The 16,123-nt window shown below is 64.2% G+C and carries 19 protein-coding genes; 6 read left to right on the top strand and 13 right to left on the bottom strand.

Translation table 11 applies throughout. The features are described from left to right. Nucleotides 1-34: 34 nt before the first annotated feature. Nucleotides 35-565, top strand: a complete 531-nt coding sequence (locus AAFG50_RS26955; RefSeq protein WP_011088329.1) for a gamma carbonic anhydrase family protein — start codon at nucleotides 35-37, stop codon at nucleotides 563-565. A gap of 2 nt (nucleotides 566-567) precedes the next feature. On the opposite strand, the gene AAFG50_RS26950 is transcribed toward AAFG50_RS26955, so the two are convergent. Beyond that, nucleotides 568-732 (bottom strand): hypothetical protein, encoded by a 165-nt coding sequence (locus AAFG50_RS26950; protein ID WP_165448165.1) that lies wholly within the window; start codon nucleotides 730-732, stop codon nucleotides 568-570. Next, on the bottom strand, nucleotides 729-959 hold the full coding sequence (locus tag AAFG50_RS26945) for a hypothetical protein (RefSeq protein ID WP_039184817.1): 231 nt from the start codon (nucleotides 957-959) through the stop codon (nucleotides 729-731). The genes AAFG50_RS26950 and AAFG50_RS26945 overlap by 4 nt, the downstream gene beginning before the upstream one ends. A 217-nt stretch (nucleotides 960-1,176) precedes the next feature. Here AAFG50_RS26945 and AAFG50_RS26940 point away from each other — a divergent pair, with 217 nt between their 5' ends. Beyond that, entirely contained in the window at nucleotides 1,177-1,575 is a 399-nt protein-coding gene (locus AAFG50_RS26940; RefSeq protein WP_028175405.1) for a hypothetical protein, read from the top strand. 189 nt (nucleotides 1,576-1,764) lie between these two features. Here AAFG50_RS26940 and AAFG50_RS26935 read toward each other — a convergent pair whose 3' ends face one another. The 6 genes from AAFG50_RS26935 to AAFG50_RS26910 form a co-directional block, all read right to left on the bottom strand. After that, nucleotides 1,765-2,259 (bottom strand): hypothetical protein, encoded by a 495-nt coding sequence (locus AAFG50_RS26935; protein WP_028175404.1) that lies wholly within the window; start codon nucleotides 2,257-2,259, stop codon nucleotides 1,765-1,767. Between the two features lie 178 nt (nucleotides 2,260-2,437). Further along, a complete protein-coding gene (locus AAFG50_RS26930; RefSeq protein ID WP_028175403.1) occupies nucleotides 2,438-3,169 on the bottom strand; it encodes an aspartate/glutamate racemase family protein in 732 nt (243 codons plus the stop codon). A gap of 21 nt (nucleotides 3,170-3,190) precedes the next feature. Continuing rightward, on the bottom strand, nucleotides 3,191-4,069 hold the full coding sequence (locus tag AAFG50_RS26925; protein ID WP_011088324.1) for an ABC transporter permease: 879 nt from the start codon (nucleotides 4,067-4,069) through the stop codon (nucleotides 3,191-3,193). Nucleotides 4,070-4,072: 3 nt separating this feature from the next. Further along, nucleotides 4,073-5,032 (bottom strand): ABC transporter permease, encoded by a 960-nt coding sequence (locus AAFG50_RS26920; protein WP_028175402.1) that lies wholly within the window; start codon nucleotides 5,030-5,032, stop codon nucleotides 4,073-4,075. Between the two features lie 4 nt (nucleotides 5,033-5,036). Next, complete coding sequence (locus tag AAFG50_RS26915) at nucleotides 5,037-6,326, bottom strand: extracellular solute-binding protein (RefSeq protein WP_028175401.1); 1,290 nt, start codon at nucleotides 6,324-6,326, stop codon at nucleotides 5,037-5,039. Nucleotides 6,327-6,368: 42 nt separating this feature from the next. Beyond that, nucleotides 6,369-7,355 carry an ABC transporter ATP-binding protein gene (locus tag AAFG50_RS26910; RefSeq protein ID WP_028175400.1) on the bottom strand — a complete coding sequence of 329 codons (987 nt, stop codon included), beginning with the start codon at nucleotides 7,353-7,355 and terminating at the stop codon, nucleotides 6,369-6,371. A 270-nt stretch (nucleotides 7,356-7,625) separates the two neighbouring features. On the opposite strand from AAFG50_RS26910, the gene AAFG50_RS26905 reads away from it, so the two are divergent. Further along, the gene (locus AAFG50_RS26905) at nucleotides 7,626-8,333 is read left to right on the top strand and encodes a GntR family transcriptional regulator (protein WP_011088320.1); all 708 of its coding nucleotides are present in this window, start codon (nucleotides 7,626-7,628) and stop codon (nucleotides 8,331-8,333) included. 17 nt (nucleotides 8,334-8,350) lie between these two features. On the opposite strand, the gene AAFG50_RS26900 is transcribed toward AAFG50_RS26905, so the two are convergent. After that, on the bottom strand, nucleotides 8,351-8,560 hold the full coding sequence (locus AAFG50_RS26900) for a hypothetical protein (RefSeq protein WP_028175399.1): 210 nt from the start codon (nucleotides 8,558-8,560) through the stop codon (nucleotides 8,351-8,353). A gap of 397 nt (nucleotides 8,561-8,957) precedes the next feature. On the opposite strand from AAFG50_RS26900, the gene AAFG50_RS26895 reads away from it, so the two are divergent. Further along, entirely contained in the window at nucleotides 8,958-10,313 is a 1,356-nt protein-coding gene (locus AAFG50_RS26895) for an amidohydrolase family protein (RefSeq protein WP_028175398.1), read from the top strand. Nucleotides 10,314-10,434: 121 nt separating this feature from the next. Here the strand turns inward: AAFG50_RS26895 and AAFG50_RS26890 are convergent, their stop codons facing one another. From AAFG50_RS26890 to AAFG50_RS26880, 3 genes are all read right to left on the bottom strand, one after another. Then, the gene (locus AAFG50_RS26890) at nucleotides 10,435-11,058 is read right to left on the bottom strand and encodes a transglutaminase-like cysteine peptidase (RefSeq protein WP_028176078.1); all 624 of its coding nucleotides are present in this window, start codon (nucleotides 11,056-11,058) and stop codon (nucleotides 10,435-10,437) included. A gap of 330 nt (nucleotides 11,059-11,388) precedes the next feature. Beyond that, entirely contained in the window at nucleotides 11,389-12,000 is a 612-nt protein-coding gene (locus tag AAFG50_RS26885) for a PilZ domain-containing protein (protein WP_028176079.1), read from the bottom strand. Nucleotides 12,001-12,175: 175 nt separating this feature from the next. Beyond that, nucleotides 12,176-13,417 carry an MFS transporter gene (locus AAFG50_RS26880; RefSeq protein ID WP_257787578.1) on the bottom strand — a complete coding sequence of 414 codons (1,242 nt, stop codon included), beginning with the start codon at nucleotides 13,415-13,417 and terminating at the stop codon, nucleotides 12,176-12,178. Between the two features lie 386 nt (nucleotides 13,418-13,803). Between AAFG50_RS26880 and AAFG50_RS26875 the strand changes: the two genes are divergently transcribed. Together AAFG50_RS26875 and AAFG50_RS26870 are read left to right on the top strand one after the other, a co-directional pair. Beyond that, nucleotides 13,804-14,955, top strand: coding sequence for a zinc-binding dehydrogenase (locus AAFG50_RS26875; protein WP_028175838.1), 1,152 nt, complete (start codon nucleotides 13,804-13,806; stop codon nucleotides 14,953-14,955). 207 nt (nucleotides 14,956-15,162) lie between these two features. Beyond that, nucleotides 15,163-15,675, top strand: coding sequence for a hypothetical protein (locus AAFG50_RS26870; RefSeq protein ID WP_028175839.1), 513 nt, complete (start codon nucleotides 15,163-15,165; stop codon nucleotides 15,673-15,675). Nucleotides 15,676-15,698: 23 nt separating this feature from the next. Here the strand turns inward: AAFG50_RS26870 and AAFG50_RS26865 are convergent, their stop codons facing one another. Continuing rightward, entirely contained in the window at nucleotides 15,699-16,052 is a 354-nt protein-coding gene (locus AAFG50_RS26865; protein WP_028175840.1) for a cupin domain-containing protein, read from the bottom strand. Nucleotides 16,053-16,123: the final 71 nt, after the last annotated feature.

Raw genomic sequence — 16,123 nt, 5'->3', positions numbered from 1 at the left:
CGCTATGCCAGTCTCAGCGTGACAGGAGACCTCCATGGCGATCTACGAGCTCGACGGGCAGGCGCCCGATCTTCCCGCCGACGGCAACTATTTCATCGCGGAGACCGCAACCGTGATCGGCCGCGTGCGCCTGAAGCCGGGGGCGAGCGTCTGGTTCGGCGCGGTGCTGCGCGGCGACAATGAATGGATCGAGATCGGCGAGGGCGCCAACGTGCAGGACGGCTCGACCTGCCACACCGATCTCGGCTTTCCGCTTGTCATCGGCAAGAACTGCACCGTCGGCCACAACGTCATCCTGCACGGCTGCACGATCGAGGAGGGTGCGCTGATCGGCATGGGTTCGATCGTGATGAACGGCGCGAAGATCGGCCGCAACAGCATCGTCGGCGCCGGTTCCGTCATCACCGAGGGCAAGGAGTTTCCCGAACGCTCCCTGATCATCGGCTCGCCCGCGCGCGTGATGCGCACGCTCGACGATGCCCAGGTGCAGAGGATGGGAAGCGCGGCGAAGTTCTACGTCGCCAACGGACCTCGCTTCACGAAGGGCCTGAAGCGGATCGGGTGAATTCAGCTTCCTTCTGACTCGCGCGCTTCCATCGCGCCTGCGCCCTTCTCGTGCCCCGCAGCCCAGAGCGCATGTTCGTCGCTGCCGTCCGAGTAGGGATTGGCCTCGGCCGGGATGTTGTCGCGCGCGGCGCGCTCGCCTTCTGCAAATGGATCGCGATCGGTCATCGTGATTTGGCATTTCCGGACTTCGGACGCGCGGCCGGCTTGTCCGGTTCGGCGCCGAGCCTGGCGCTCTTGCGCAACGCGTCCCGGAGATCGATGGGGATGCCATGCTTCTTCAGCAGGTCGGCGAAGGCTTCATCCGCAAGCTCTTGGAACGTCGCCATCCGGTCGCGTCCCAGCTGCTTGAGCTTGTCGAACGTGTCCTCGTCGAACGCGATCAGTTTGCGCATGATCGTGCCTGCCTCCTCGTTTCAAGCTGATGTGACGGCATTTGTTCCGGAACGGTCTTGGTCCGGACCGTCTGCTCGACAAGAAGATGAAGAGCATCTGCCGCGGCCGCTGATGCTCGCGCGGAAGTGAGTCAGGATGGCTGTCACGAGTGCCCCGATAGCATTAGCTTGATCCTGCGTTGAAGCGTGGAGCGTGTCCACGCGGAGGATCGAGTAAATGCTACGGAAGATGATGATGGCGGCGCTGACCGTCGCGGCGGTCGGGCTCTCGGCGCCGCAGGCGGCCCAGGCGGGCGGCGGTTTTGGACATGGCGGCTGGGGCCATGGCGGCGGCTGGGGCCACGGTGGTGGCGGCTGGGGCCATGGCGGTGGCGGCTGGGGCCATGGCGGCCATTGGCACGGCGGCGGCTTCTGGCCCGGCCTCGCCATCGGCGCGGGCATTGCCGGTGCCGGCTACTACGGCGGCTATTACGGCTATGGCTACCCCTATTACGGCGCCCCGTATTATTATGGTACCGGCTACGATAACGGCGGCTATGGCGGCTGCTATGTCGTGCGCAAGCGCGTGATGACGCCTTCGGGATGGCGATACCGGCGCGTCGAGGTCTGCGAGTGAGGCGGGAAGACCTGCCAGCCTGCTAAAAAACAAGGTCGTTGACGCAGTATACCGTCAACGACCTTGCCAGCCCCGGATATTGAAATCGGCTCACGCCATCCGGTAGCGGTGAGCATGGCGTGGAATCATACGGGCAAATGTGATCCAGTTCACAAGTGGAGAAAATTAAACCCGCAGACCGTGATCCGCTCAACCGCGCGAGCGCTTGCGCGCGCTGGCATGGACGCGGTGGCGTGCCGGTTTCCTGCGGGTAACCGACGGCGTTTCGGCCTCGGTGGCGCGGGCGCTGGCAAAGGACTGGCGCAGGCCGTCGATGGACTCGTTCAGGGTCGCCACCTGCTCCGACAGGCGCTTGGTATCGGCCTGTTGAGCTGCGAGCAGCCGCTTCACGGTCTGGAGCTGGTCCTGCACGACCTGGAGCTGGTCGATCGATTCCTGCTGGGTTGCCTCCAGCCCCTTGGTCTTCTCGACCAGCTGCTCGGAGGCCTGGGCGGTGCGGGCCTGGAGCTGCCGTGACGCAACCACCCTGTCGGCCTCCGGCGCAGCGCCGGTATAGGCGCGCCAGATCGCGATCGAAGTCACACCGGCGATCAACAGGAGAAGGGCGGCGGCGGTCAGCGCGATGGGCTGGGCGCCGAGGCGAAGCAGGGGGTTGGACGGTGTGTCCTGTGCGAGATCGATCATCGCTGACAAAACCCAAATTGAAACTTGGTGAGTGGCGAAGACCGGCAGCCAAAGGGCCGCCGGGATGTCCCGAAAACGTAACAGTTCGGCAACAAATGGGACCAAAAAGAGGCTGAGGGCGAAAAACCAGCGATCTTCTGGCCTTGAGACCTCCCAAGGCCCCCGCCGGAAGCAGCGATCAGGGCTGAAACGGCGAAAACGGCCCGGAATAGGTCTTCAATCGTGGCGCAGCGTAGGGCCCGAGCCGGGACGTCTTCAGGCCGAGTCGCACCAGCGCTTCCGCCAACGTCACGGCGGCGGCGACGCCGTCGACCACGGGCAGGCCGTGCGTCGCGGCGAGCTCAGCGGCGAGATCCGCCATGCCGGCGCAGCCGAGCACGACAGCCTCCGCACGGTCGTCGCGGATCGCGGCCGTGATCTCCGCGGAGATCTTTGCGAGCGCATCGGCGTTGCGCTCTTCGAGCGCGAGCACCGGCACCTCGGCGGCGCGGACGCGGGCGCAGCGCCCGGCGAGACCGTACTTCGTCAGATTGTGCTCGATCGGCACGATGGAGACACCGAGCGTCGTCACCACGGCAAAGCGCGCCGCGATCAGGCTCGCCATGTGAAAGCCCGCTTCGCCGATGCCGATCACCGGCGCCTTCGCCACCGCGCGTGCCGCGTCGAGGCCGGTGTCGTCGAAACAGGCGATGATGTGCGCGTCCGCGCCGTCTCGGTCGGCCTTGCGGATGCAGCCGAGCATGCCGGGCACGGCGAAGGCCTCGTCGTAAAAGCCCTCGATCGAGACCGGCCCCATCGTCGGCTGGCGCGCGTCGATCTCGGTGCCGGGCAGGGCGACGCTGCGTGCCGCAGCGGCGATCTTCGCCGTCATCGACGCGGTGGTGTTGGGATTGACGACGTGAAGTCGCATCAGATCAGACCAGCCCCTTGTTCAGACAAGCCCTTTGCCGGCGTCCGAGCCCTTGGCCGCCTGCCGCTTGTTCAGCACGTGGATGGTGCCGAGCGCAAGCGTGATCACCGTGAACGAGACGGCGGAGATCACGGTGCCGAGCGCGTAGATGTCGGGGTTCGTCACGGTGGTGGTGAGGCCCTGGAGATCGAGCGGCAGAGTGTTCACCGCCCCGATCGCCTGGCTGGAGCGCGCGAGCTCGTCCCAGGACAGCGTGAAGCCGAACAGGCCGATGCCGATCACGGAGGGCAGGATGATCGGCAGCACGACATGACGGAACGCCTGCCACGGCGTCGCACCGAGATCGCGCGCGGCTTCCTCGAGCCTGGGGTCGAAGCGGTTGAAGATCGCGAACATGATGAGAAGCCCGAACGGCAGCGTCCAGGTCAGATGCGCGCCGAGCCCGGAGGTGAGCAGGCCCATCGAGGTCTCGAAATTCTCGTTCCAATGCGCCTTGATCAGATCGTCGATGATGCGGAATTCAAGCGAGATGCCGAGCGAGGTGATGATCGAGGGAACGATGAGGCTCGCGATCGCCGAGTAGAACAGGATGCTTTGCGCCTTGAACCTGCGGCGGAAGGCCATACCGGCTGCGACGGACAGCACGACGGTGACGATCATCACGATGAGACCGAGCAGCAGTGAGCGGCGGAAAGCCGCGCCGAGATCGACGATGCCGGTGCCCTGGAATAATTTCGCGATCCAGAAGGTCGACACCCCGTTCATCGGGAAGGTGAGGCCGCCCTGCGGCCCCTGGAACGACAGCACGTAGATCGCGATCATCGGGCCGTAGAGAAACAGCACATAGGCCGCGAAGAAGATCGCGAGCACGTAGAAAGAGCGCGGGCGTCCTTCCTTCATCGCTCAGAGCTCCTTCTTGATGTCGACGATGCGCGACATCATGGTGATGATCAGGAAGGTGATCGCGAGCAGGATGACGGCGTTGGCCGCTGCCGCGGGGAACTGCAGTGCGTTCACCCGCGTCTCGATGATCTTCCCGGCCGCCGCAATCTGCTGGCCGCCCATCACGCCGATGGTGATGAAATCGCCCATCACGATGGTGATGACGAAGATCGAGCCAATCACGATGCCGGGCTTGGCGAGCGGAATGACGACGTTCACGAGCGTCTGGAAGCCGGTGGCGCCGGCGTCATAGGCGGCCTCGATCAGCGACTTGTCGATGCGCACCATCGAATTGAAGATCGGAACCACCATGAAGAAGGTGAAGAGATGCACCAGTGCCAGCACGACCGAGAACTCGGAGAACAACAGCCATTCCAGCGGCTGGTTGATGAGACCTGTCTTGACGAGGCCGGAATTGACGAGGCCGTTGCGGCCGAGCAGCGGAATCCACGCGATCATGCGGATCACGTTGGAGGTCCAGAACGGGATCGTGCAGAGCAGCGACAATCCCATCTGCCAGGTCTTGGACTTGATGTGGAAGGCGAGGAAGTAGGCGACCCAGAAGCCGATGAACAGCGTGATCGCCCAGACCAGGAAGCACAGCTTCAGTGTCATCAGATAGGTCTTGCCGATCGTGCAGAGATCGGGGAGCTGCGTGATGCAGCCTTCGAACGTGTCGGTGTAGCCGCGGCCCGAGAAGGCCGGCAGCAGCTGGTATTCGTTGTAGTCCCAGAACGAGACGATGACGACGAATACCAGCGGGATCAGGAAGAAGGCGAGGAACACCAGCATCATCGGCCCGGCCTGGAGCCAGGAGATGAAGGACGGCGACAGGCGCGTCGGCTTTGCGGCGCGCGCTGTGCCCGACCCCGGGATCAATCCCGGGGACGCCTGTTGCAGGATGTCCTCTGACGTGTCCATCAAATTACGCCGCGATGAACTCGTTCCACTTGCGGACCATGTAGTCGTTCTCGTCCATCACCGCGTTCCAGCAGGCGACGCCGCCCATGCGGTCCTCGTAGGAGCCGCCGTCGCGCACCGCGCCGGCCTTCTCCAGCAGCGAGCCGTCGGGCGCCTTGATGTCCTTCTCGGCCGGCTTGCCTTCCATCCAGTAGGCCCATTCGTAGGGCTCCATATGCGCCTTCGCGGTGGAGAGCACGGCGGAGTAGTAGCCCTGGCGGTTGAGATAGGCGCCGGCATAGCCGGACAGGAACCAGTTCACGAACTCGTAGGCCCATTCGAGCTTGGCGCCCGACACGCCCTTGGAGACGCAGAAGCCCGACGCCCAGGAGCGATAGCCCTCCTTGAGCGGCTGGAAGGTGCAGGGGATGCCCATCGAGCGCACCTTCGTGACTGCCGGCGACCACATCGACTGGATCACGGTTTCACCCGAGGCCATCAAATTGACGCTCTCGTTGAAGTCCTTCCAGAAGGCGCGGAACTGACCGGCCTTCTTGGCCTCGGTCATCACCTTCATGGTGAGATCGATCTCTTCCTTGGTCATGTTGCCCTTGTCGGCATATTTGTACTTGCCGGTGGCTTCGACGACCATCGCGGCGTCCATGATGCCGATCGAGGGGATGTTGAGGATCGACGCCTTGCCCTTGAATTCGGGATTGAGCAGCTCGGACCAGGAGCTGATCGGCCGCTTGATCAGGTCGGGACGGATGCCGAGCGTGTCGGCGTTGTAGACGGTGGGGATCAGCGTGACGAACTCGGTCGCCGAGGTGGCGAACTTCTTGGAGTCCTTGCCTTCGAGATAGAGCACCTTCCAGGGCGCGGTGCCCTGGTTGCCGATCTTCTTGCCGCCGGGCGTCTGGCCCTTGGTGAAGACCGGCGTGATGTTGTCGAACTCCTTGATCTTCCTGGCGTCGAGGGCAAGGATGTTGCCGGACGGCACCAGCTTCTTCAGCGAGAAATATTCGGTGTCCAGCACGTCGAAGGAGTTCGGCTGGGTCATCACGCGCTTGGTGACGTCGTCGGTGGTCGCGGTGATGTATTCGATCTTGATGCCGGTGTCTTTCAGGCACTGCTTGGAGATGTCGTCACCCTCGTTCACGGCGGTGCCGAGATAGCGCAGCACTTTCGCATCGGCCGACTTCACATAGGGAAAGCCGGTGATGGCGCCGGAGCCGGCGGCAAGGCCGGCGAGACCCGCGGTGCCTTTGAGCAGCGTGCGGCGGCTGACGCCCTTTGTCCTGGTGGTCTCGGTCATATCAGTCACTCCTCTGTTGCGCATTCCAGTGATCGATCGGCGCTATTGCAGGCGCTGCGCCTTGGCGGGATCCCAGGTGGCCAGCACGCGATCGCCCGGTCGGAACGGGTGAACGTCGAAGGCGGCCTCGGGAAGGTGGGAGAACAGGGCGGTGCCGTCGTCGAGCGTGAGCGAGACGGCGATGTAGGAGCCCTGGTACTCGGTCTGGGTCAGCAGCGCCGGCGCGCCGTACGCACCGTCGGCGAACGGCACGATGCCGAGCTGATCGGCGCGCACGGCGATGAGTTTGCCGGCGTCGCTGAGGACGTTGTGGCCGCCGATGAAGCGCGCCACGAATTCGGTGCGGGGATGGTGGAAGATGTCGCGGGCGGTGCCCTGCTGCTCGATCTTGCCGTGGTTCATCACCACGATGTGGTCGGCGAGCGCCATCGCCTCTTCCTGGCCGTGGGTGACCTGAATGAAGCTGATGCCGAGCTCGCGCTGCAGCCGCTTCAGCTCACCGCGCATCTTCACCCGCAGGAACGGATCGAGCGCGGAGAGCGGCTCGTCGAGCAACAGGATCTGCGGCTCGGTGATCAGCGCGCGGGCGAGCGCGACACGCTGCTGCTGGCCGCCGGAGAGTTGCGCCGGCAGCCGGGCCGCATAGGGGGTCATGGCCACCAGCTCGAGCAGTTCGCCGGCACGCTTGTGCCGCGTCGCCCGGTCGATCCCGCGCATTTTCAGGGCGAATGCCACGTTGTCGAGCACGGTCAGATGCGGAAACAGCGCGTAGGACTGGAACATCATCGCGGTGCCGCGCTTGGCGGGCTCGAGATCGGTGACGTTCTGCGCACCAAGGATGATATCACCCTCGCTGACCGCCTCATGGCCTGCGATCATGCGCAGGGTCGAGGTCTTGCCGCAGCCGGAGGGGCCGAGCAGGCAGCAATAGGTGCCGGCCGGGATCTTGAGGTTGACGTCGTCGACCGCCAGCGTCGTGTCGTAGCGCTTGGTGACGGCGACCAGTTCGAGAGCGGCAGGAGTGGCCATGGCGTGTCCGCTGGGAGGGCGATGCTCCGGCTTTCTCCGCAAGGTCCGTGCCAACCGCCCGGAGACTGCCGAATTCCAAAACTGTGCAGTGGAGTCAGGTCGTTAGATCGAATCCGGCGCAGCGGCGCGGCTCGCCGGGTAGGCAGTAATATGCACACAAAATGTGCTCGGATTGTATAAAGTTTCGCCTGTGATTGGATACAGCTGGTCGACTACCATGCGGGGCCGAACGTCGCCGATCGAGCCCTCAAACCCAAGCCCCTCGAACCGATGGCCGCCAAGACCCGCCAGAAATCCGATGCGCCAGACGCGAGCGATCGCGTCAGCCGGATCAGGGAGGGCGTGACCGCGGCGATCCTCGAGCATCGTCTGCTGCCGGGCACGAAGCTCGGCGAGGACGAGATCGGCGAGATCTACGGCGCGAGCCGCACGCTGGTCCGCACCGCGCTCCAGCAGCTCGCGCATGAGGGCATCGTCAACATCGAGAAGAACCGCGGCGCCTTCGTCGCGCGCCCGACGCCCGCCGACGCGCGCGAAGTGTTCGAGGCGCGCCGCCTGATCGAGCCCACCATCGTCGACCACGCGTGTGAGGCGGCGTCGCCGGCATGGCTCGAGCGCCTCGGCCGACATCTCACTGAAGAGCGCGAGGCGGAACTGCGCGGTGACGCGCGCGCCTCGGTCCGCCTCTCCGGCGAATTTCACAAGCTCGTCGCCGAGATGAGTGGCCACAGCATCTATCTCGGCTTCCTCAAGGAGCTGATCGCGCGCTCCTCGCTGATCATCCTGCTCTATCGCCGCCACGACACGCCGGCCTGCGGCACCGATCACCACGCCGGGATCGTCGCGGCGATCCGCAAGCGCGACAAGCAGGCTGCCCGCGCGCAGATGCTGTCGCATCTGAACGAGATCGAAGCCGAGCTGTTCCTGAAGGATCCCGCCGCCGACGAGACGCGGCTCGCGGATGTGCTGGGCACCTAAGCGAGCCGCACGGTCTTCTATGGCAGCGAAGATCCTTCGTTTCGCCTGACGATCTTCAGCACGAGCAAACCAGCGCCAAGCACCAGGAAGAGGACGCCGACGAAAGTCGTGCCGCTGGATTCAAAGGTCACGCCGACCGCGGTCAGCAGGCATCCGATGATGATTGCGAAGAGCCCGCCGAGCTTCTTGACCAGCAGGACGTGTCCGTCACTCGTTTGTGTCACCATGTTACGCCTCGTCATTTGAGATGCTGCAAAATCCCCTCTGCCAAAAATCCCCCTGCCAAGTGCCCGCAGTCGCGTAGATCGCGCAGGATCGTACTCCTGGGCGAAGACGTTGCAATCTGTCGTTGATCACGCGCCTGGTCGGATATTCGCGTTTTGATTTGAGTTCGACGATGTGCGGCAGTCGCGCTTACCCATTGTCTGTAGAGCTTGACGCCGGGCAGGTCGCTCATCGCGTCGTATGGCTGATTTGCATAATCTCCTGTGGTTGCAAATTGACTCGATGCGGTTTGCGGGCATCAATCCGCAGATAACATCGCACACCGCGCGGCTGGCTGATTTTCGCTCCGGCAACTTGCGGCCAGAACTGCGCAGCGGCGTATCTGCGTGGAGATTGGATATGCGGGATTTGACCACGCCGGCCGGACTCTTCAGAGTCGCCGCACTGCTCATGTCGGTTGGAACGAGCCTCTGTCTCTCGTCGCAAACGCGGGCCCAACAGGACTCCGCCGTTCTGTTCCGCAACGTCCGGATATTCGACGGAAAGAGCGGTGCGCTCTCCGCCGCGTCCAATGTTCTCGTCAGGAACACGAAGATCGAGAAGATATCGACCGCGAACATCACGGCTGACGCCCAGGCAATCGACGGCGGCGGCCGGGTGCTGATGCCGGGGCTGATCGACGCGCATTGGCACGCGATGCTGGTCCGTCCGACGCCGGCCGCGGCCCTCGGCGACGTCGGCTACAACAATCTGCTCGCCGCGAGCGAGGCGACCGCGACGCTGATGCGCGGCTTCACCACGGTGCGTGACATGGGTGGGCCCAGTTTCGGCCTCAAGCGGGCGATCGACGAGGACCTCGTCGCCGGTCCGCGCATCTATCCCTCCGGTGCCATCATCACCATCACCAGCGGTCATGGCGACTTCCGGCAGCTCTCCGATCTGCCGCGAACGATCGGCGGCATGCTCAGCCGCATGGAGCAGGTCGGCGGCAGCATGGTCGCCGACAGTCCCGACGAGGTGCGTGTTCGCGCGCGCGAGCAGCTCATGCAGGGCGCCTCGCAGGTCAAGCTCACGGCGGGCGGCGGCGTGGCGTCGCCCTTCAGCCCGCTCGATGTCTCCACCTTCACCGAGCCGGAGCTGCGGGCGGCGGTCGAGGCCGCCGACAATTGGGGCACCTATGTCGCCACGCACGCCTATACGCCGGTCGCGATCCAGCGCTCGATCGCAGCCGGCGTGAGATGCATCGAGCATGGTCACCTCATGGACGAGGCGAGTGCCAAGCTGATAGCGGAGAAGGGGATCTGGCTCAGCACCCAGCCGTTCCTGGATATGTCCATGGCTGCCGCGCTCGGACCTGCGGAGCAGGACAAGATGCGGCAGGTGGTCACCGGCACCGACCGCGTCTATGCGCTGGCGAAAAAGTACGGCATCAAGACCGCGTTTGGCACCGACGTCCTGTTCTCGAAGGCATTGGCGGACAGACAGGGCTCAATGCTGGCCGCGCTGACGCGCTGGTACACGCCGGCCGAAGCGCTGGCCATGGCGACGTCGGCCAATGCCGAATTGCTGAGCCTGTCGGGTCCGCGAAATCCCTATCCCGGCAAGCTCGGCGTGGTCGAGGAGGGCGCGCTCGCCGATCTCCTGCTGGTCGACGGCAATCCGCTCGACAACATCACCCTCGTTGAAGATCCCGCGAAGAATTTCGTCGTGATCATGAAGGGCGGCAAGGTCTACAAGAATATCGTTCCGCGCTGAAAACTGTTTCCCAAAAAAGTTGCGGCCAGCCATTGGGGGATGGCTGGCCGCGCGCGAACCGGTCTGGGACGGGGAGGGGTGGGGATGTGACCGGGTCGCGTAACTCGCTTGTTCCTGACTGCTAGTCCCTGGCGCTGGCGGTGGAGACCGCCGGCCGGGTATCGCCGAGCGAGACCCAGACATTGGGATCGCTCTGCGACTGGCGCTTGACGAAGCGGTAGCCGGTCTCCGTCCAGGCAACGACGTTCTCGTTCTGATTGTCGAGAACGAACTCGCCCTTGTCGGTCTTCACCGTCAGCACCGCGTGCCCTTCGCCCTTCTTGTCGCGCACGACGGTGATGAGCAGCGCCTCGCGAGGCCAGCCGGCATCCATCAGCATCTTGCGCTTCAACAGCACGTAGTCTTCACAGTCGCCGTAACCGTCCGATGGCAGCGACCACTTCTCGATCACGCCCCAGTGCTCCTGGTCGGTCAAAGGCTTGACGGTCTCGTTGACCCAGCGATTGACCTTGACGAGGTCGCGCCATGCGGTCTGCGACATCACGATGTCGCGCGGCTGCGTCGGCCCGCCCTGGCACTGAGCGGCATTGTCCGCACAGAATTCGACCCAGCCGATCGGCGCACGCGTGGTGTCGCCGAGGCTCGCGTAGAGCAGACGGTTCTCACCGGCCTGCACCGTCGCGCTGATTCCGAAGAGCATGGCGGCGATCGCCAGCCTCTTCCCCTGTCCCCTGAAATCAAACATTGCGGCCCCCGTTTCTTGTTGGGACCACATTTCGCACGGAGCTTTTGCGTTGCCGCTAAGTCAGCCAAGTCAAGTCGAGACGAATGCAAGTAAAATGGGCGGCGAATTCGATCTATACTTGAATCGAATTCGAATAAAATTTGAAATGACTGCAATTGATTCAAGTTTTATCGATTAACGCGGAAACGCTGGCGGAACGGCCGTTCCGAGGCGCAAACAGGTCCCGCGTTAACCCGCGCCGACCCGTCCCCGCGCACGAAAAAGGCGGCGTCCGCATCGCGGCGGCCGCCTTTGAGGCTGGAAAATCAGTGGTTTTGGCGCGCTTTCGCTTTACCGCGCGGTAACGCTCTCTTCGAGTGTCTCGATCGGCTGCTCGTGCATGAACTCCAGCGCGAAGCCGTCTTCGAGGTTCCGGACCACGCGGCCCTGGACCCGGCCGAGCAGCACGATCGATTTCAGTGGCGGGCGGTTCTCGGCGGCGATGGCCGCGCCCGACAGCGACAGGTCGATGATACGGCAGGTCATCTTGGTGCCGTCCTCGAGCGTCAGCACCGCGATCGGGTTGCGCGGCACGATACGGTCGTGGCGGCGATCCTCCGGCAGGTTGAGGATGTCGCGGTTGGCGAGCCAGGTGAGCTGGGCGGCGAGCTTGTCGCGCTTCCTGGGCGTCGCCCCGATCGTCATGGCGAAGCCATTGTCGATGATACGGGTGATCTTGCCCTCGACGCGGCCGATATGGTCGAGATAGGCGACCACGCGGTCGCCGACATTGCCGATGCCGGGGGCGAGCAAAGCGAGGCCGCCCGGCGACATGTTGATCACCTGGCAAGGGAATTCCCGGCGGTCCGGCAGCATGTAGCGGCCGAGCAGGTGCACCTTGACCCGCTGGAAACGCCGACGTTCCTCGGCGGCCGGAAGAAATTTTTTGTTCGCCAACGCCATTTTCACAACCCGACCCCCCGCCTGGCGGAGTCCGGGACGACCCTAAGGTGCATAGGGTTAATGCCGCGTTAGGATCGGGTGCAGCGATGTTGGACGCACGCAATACGCGCGAAAAGCCTCATCAGGGGCGGGCAGGCCGGCCACCGTCAGCGCGACCGGGGTCGAGGGCGGCCGGTCAGGCCTGCCTTGCCCCCCGCCGATACAGCCACAGCAGCAGCGCCAGCAGCACCGCGGCCGAGAGGCCGAGCGACCAGTGAATGCCGATCGCCGCGCCGAACAGCCCGACGGTGATGCCGCTGAAGGCCCGCATCCCGAGCCCGGCCATATTATAAAGGCCGACGACGCGGCCGCGGATGTCGGGCGGCGCGTTCAGCTGCACCAGCGCCTGCGCCATGGTGTTGAAGGACAGTTCGAAGAACCCCGCAAAGAACAGCAGCACGATCGCGATGGGATAGATCCGCACCGCGGCGAAGCCGAGCAGCGCGGCGCTCCACAGCATCGCCAGCATGATCGCGGTGCGCGGCGTGCCCTTCAACCGCCCCCAGGATTCCAGCGCGATGCCGGCGAGCAGCGCGCCGGCGGCGTCGGCCGCGAGCAGCACGCTGTAGGACACGCCGGGATCGCCATGGCCGAGATCGCCGGCAAAGCCCGGCATCTGGGCGTGATAGGCGTTGCCGATCATGAAGGAGGTGAGGCCGGCGAGCCACGTCATCGCCGTCAACACCGGCTGGGTGCCGATGGCGCGCATCGTCAGCACGATGTCGGCGAGACCGCGCACGGCGAAGCGCCGTACCGCGACGCTCTTGTCGCGGACCGGCGCCCAGAACAGCCAGATCAGCATCGGCAGGTAGAACAGCGTGTTGAAGATGATGCCGTGCGAGGTGCCGAGCGTCAGCATGATGACGCCGCCGACCGCCGGGCCCACCAAAATGCCGAGATAGCGCGCCATCGCGTTCAGCCGCACCGCGCTCGGAAGATCGGCCGGGCCGACGAGGTCGTAGAGCAGCAGCTGGTTCGGCGTCTGCCACAACACGCCGGCGCAGCCGTGGATCACCAGCAGCAGCATCGCGTGCCACATCTGGATGCTGTCGGTGATGAAGAAGAAGCCCCAGCCGCTCGATGCCACGATGAACAGCAGCATGCCGCACTGGATGATGCGGCGCGGATCGAACCGGTCGGCGAGCCCGCCGACGGCGACGGAGAACAACAGGAACGGCAGCCAGTGCGACAGCACGGCAAAGCCTCCCAGCGTCGGCGAATGGAATTTCTGGAACACCACCCAGTAGCTGATCACGTGCTCGATATTGTCGGCCATCATCGCCAGCACGTAGGCGATGAACTGGAGACGATAAGGCACGGACTTCATCGCCGCGAACGAACCGGACGCGACCACGGGATTTTGGGGAAGGGGGTTCAAGGGGCACCTGGGTGGGACTTAAGTCGTCCCTACACGGTCGGCGCCGACCGCTCAAGACACTTGGGTGTGCTTGGAGATCAGCCATGCACTGCGGCCACAAGCACCACCGTCATCCTTCGAGGCTTCTCCTTGCGACGCAGACGCGTCGCAAGGCTCGCACCTCCAGCGACAACCGCTTTGCGGTTGCGCGGGGATGACGGTTGAGCTTGTGGCAGGCAGGCGCTGTAGCCTGGATGGAGCGCGGCGAAATCCGGGTCCGCTGCTCCCGCGTGTCGCTCTGCTCATGCGGGCTGCGAGACTTGCGCTTGGCACGACTGCGCATCTCACATACGCTTCGCCTCAGCCCGCGCCAATCAATCATAACAGACGGGCATCGAGGACACACCATGGAGCACATCCGCGTCTGCACTCACGCAGGACCGGGCTCGGAGCCTGTGATCCGCACCGTGCCGTGGCCGAAGGTCGGCCGCAAGGCTGCGCTGATCAAGATCGGCGCCTGCGGGGTCTGCGGCACCGACCTGCACATCCTCAAGGGACACTGGCCGAAGCCGCTGCCCTGGCCGTTCACGCTGGGACATGAGCTCGGCGGAATCATCGTCGAATGCGGCGACGAGTTCACCGAGGACTTCATGAGCAAGCCGCTGACCGTCGGCTCGAAAGTGATGATCCCGCCGCTGATGCCGTGCGGCCGCTGCTATTACTGCATCCATTATCCGCAGACCGCCAACAAGTGCCTGACGCCGGTCTATTACGGTCGCTATCTCGGCTTCGACAAGGCGCCTCACATGTGGGGCGGCTGGGCCGAATATGTCTATGTCGATCTCGACATGCTGCCGGGCACCAAGATCTACAAGCTGCCCGACGACATGTCGTTGCGGCTGGGCGCGCTGTCGGAGCCGCTGACTTCCTGCATCCGCGCCTTCAACCGCGCCAGCCGTGCCGGCGGTTTTTCCTGGGGCGACACGGTGGTGATCCAGGGCTCCGGCCCGATCGGCATTCTCGCAGTCGCGGCCGCGAAGGAGATGGGGGCAGGGCGGGTGATCTGCGTCGGCGCGCCGGAGGAGCCGCGGCTCAAGCTCGCGCGTGAGTTCGGCGCGGAGGCGACGGTGAATATCGACGAGCTGAAGTCACCGCAAGAGCGCATCGCGCACGTGCGCGAGATCGTCGGCGGCTTCGGCGCCGATCTCGTGATGGACTGCTCGGGCCATCCGACCGCCGGCCCCGAAGGCATCGAGATGCTGCGCGACGGCGGCACCTATGTCGAGATGGGCCAGTTCACCGATGCCGGCTCGATCGAGACCTCATGGCATCGCATCTGCACCAAAGACCTCAACGTGCTCGGCTCCTGGGGCTTTACCGGCAACGACCTGCCGCTCGGCGTGGACATGCTCTACCGCACGGCGGGCAAATACCCCTGGCTGAAGATGCAGACGATTTACCCGTTCACGGAAGAGGGCGTCGCGCAGGCGGTGAGGGATGCGATGGCGATGAAGACGGTGAAGTCGACGATCGTGCCGTGGCCGGAACTGGTGGAGTGAAGATCTGTAGCTCGGATGAGCGAAGCGATATCCCGGGCCTTGGCGGGGATTTCCTGCTTCCGCGACCCAGACGGCAATCTATTGGAGGCTACGCGGAGATCTGAGCAGGAGCGATGCCCCAAAAGTTCCATCCGATATCCCCGAACTATCCACGCAGAGGTGAAACTTAGGCCCAAGTTCCGACTTTCACTTCGCGGGAGAGGTGCCGTGAAGCAAATCCTGAAACCTGTCACTTACATCCTGGCTGCGATCTACTTCCTGGTGGATGCGGTCTTCATGGCCGTGGCGAGGCCGATTGGGCGCTGGATCGGGCGGCATTTCGAATTCAGGCGATTGCGCGCCTGGATCAAATCGCTGCCGCCTTATCCGTCGCTCGCCTTGTTCTCCGTGCCCGTCGTTCTTCTGGAGCCGGTCAAGCCGGTTGCTGCGTACCTCGCCGCAACCGGTCAGGTCCTGAGCGGTGCCGTGACTTTCATTGTCGGCGAATTGCTCAAGCTGGTGCTGGTCGAGCGCCTGTTTCATCTCACGCGCGACAAGCTGATGCGAATTCCCGCTTTTGCCTGGACGTACGGAAAATACGCCGCGGCGAAGGCGTGGCTGCAGGCGACCGAAGCCTGGCGCGCCATCCGAGCCCTGTCCCGCGCGGCCAAGAACACTGTTGCGCGCGCAAGAGCCAAGCTGGTTGGCAGCTTCAGCAAACTGGCGACCTCCAGGGATTAGGGCCGCGCCAGGCGCGTTGCCCGCTATGCCAACTTGCGCGCCGCGGCGGTTGCCTTGTCGCCCGTGTTCGGCGTGCCGGTCGGCTCGATCAGCATCAGGTGAACCTCCTCGCGCGCCACCGGGCGATGCTCGACACCTTTGGGCACGACGTAGAGCTCGCCCGGGCCGAGCGTCACCGTGCGATCCCGCAATTCGATGTCCAGATTGCCTTTCAGGACCAGAAAGAAATCGTCGGTGTCGTCGTGCTTGTGCCAGGTGAATTCGCCCTTCACCTTCACCACCATCACGTCGCATTCGTTGAACGTCGTGATCGTGCGCGGAGACCAATAATCCCCAAAGGTCGCGAGCTTGTCGGCAAGCGATATGCTGTCGATCATGTTTCACCCGTTGCTCTCTCGTGAGGCACGATTTGGGATCGAGTGGCGGGCGCGACAAGACTTGCATCCGT

This window comes from Bradyrhizobium sp. B039, from assembly GCF_038965675.1.
GTDB lineage: Bacteria > Pseudomonadota > Alphaproteobacteria > Rhizobiales > Xanthobacteraceae > Bradyrhizobium > Bradyrhizobium diazoefficiens.
The sequence above is the reverse complement of the archived record's forward strand: the minus strand, read 5'-3'. Positions and strand labels throughout refer to the sequence as shown.

Excerpts from the sequence above, each read along its gene's own strand:
- AAFG50_RS26950 (WP_165448165.1), bottom strand. The coding sequence starts at position 732 with ATGACCGATCGCGATCCATTTGCAGAAGGCGAGCGCGCCGCGCGCGAC.
- AAFG50_RS26895 (WP_028175398.1), top strand. The coding sequence starts at position 8,958 with ATGCGGGATTTGACCACGCCGGCCGGACTCTTCAGAGTCGCCGCACTG.
- AAFG50_RS26905 (WP_011088320.1), top strand. The coding sequence starts at position 7,626 with ATGGCCGCCAAGACCCGCCAGAAATCCGATGCGCCAGACGCGAGCGAT.
- AAFG50_RS26865 (WP_028175840.1), bottom strand. The coding sequence starts at position 16,052 with ATGATCGACAGCATATCGCTTGCCGACAAGCTCGCGACCTTTGGGGAT.
- AAFG50_RS26955 (WP_011088329.1), top strand. The coding sequence starts at position 35 with ATGGCGATCTACGAGCTCGACGGGCAGGCGCCCGATCTTCCCGCCGAC.
- AAFG50_RS26925 (WP_011088324.1), bottom strand. The coding sequence starts at position 4,069 with ATGAAGGAAGGACGCCCGCGCTCTTTCTACGTGCTCGCGATCTTCTTC.
- AAFG50_RS26920 (WP_028175402.1), bottom strand. The coding sequence starts at position 5,032 with ATGGACACGTCAGAGGACATCCTGCAACAGGCGTCCCCGGGATTGATC.
- AAFG50_RS26910 (WP_028175400.1), bottom strand. The coding sequence starts at position 7,355 with ATGGCCACTCCTGCCGCTCTCGAACTGGTCGCCGTCACCAAGCGCTAC.
- AAFG50_RS26885 (WP_028176079.1), bottom strand. The coding sequence starts at position 12,000 with ATGGCGTTGGCGAACAAAAAATTTCTTCCGGCCGCCGAGGAACGTCGG.
- AAFG50_RS26940 (WP_028175405.1), top strand. The coding sequence starts at position 1,177 with ATGCTACGGAAGATGATGATGGCGGCGCTGACCGTCGCGGCGGTCGGG.
- AAFG50_RS26900 (WP_028175399.1), bottom strand. The coding sequence starts at position 8,560 with ATGGTGACACAAACGAGTGACGGACACGTCCTGCTGGTCAAGAAGCTC.
- AAFG50_RS26890 (WP_028176078.1), bottom strand. The coding sequence starts at position 11,058 with ATGTTTGATTTCAGGGGACAGGGGAAGAGGCTGGCGATCGCCGCCATG.
- AAFG50_RS26945 (WP_039184817.1), bottom strand. The coding sequence starts at position 959 with ATGCGCAAACTGATCGCGTTCGACGAGGACACGTTCGACAAGCTCAAG.
- AAFG50_RS26915 (WP_028175401.1), bottom strand. The coding sequence starts at position 6,326 with ATGACCGAGACCACCAGGACAAAGGGCGTCAGCCGCCGCACGCTGCTC.
- AAFG50_RS26935 (WP_028175404.1), bottom strand. The coding sequence starts at position 2,259 with ATGATCGATCTCGCACAGGACACACCGTCCAACCCCCTGCTTCGCCTC.
- AAFG50_RS26930 (WP_028175403.1), bottom strand. The coding sequence starts at position 3,169 with ATGCGACTTCACGTCGTCAATCCCAACACCACCGCGTCGATGACGGCG.
- AAFG50_RS26875 (WP_028175838.1), top strand. The coding sequence starts at position 13,804 with ATGGAGCACATCCGCGTCTGCACTCACGCAGGACCGGGCTCGGAGCCT.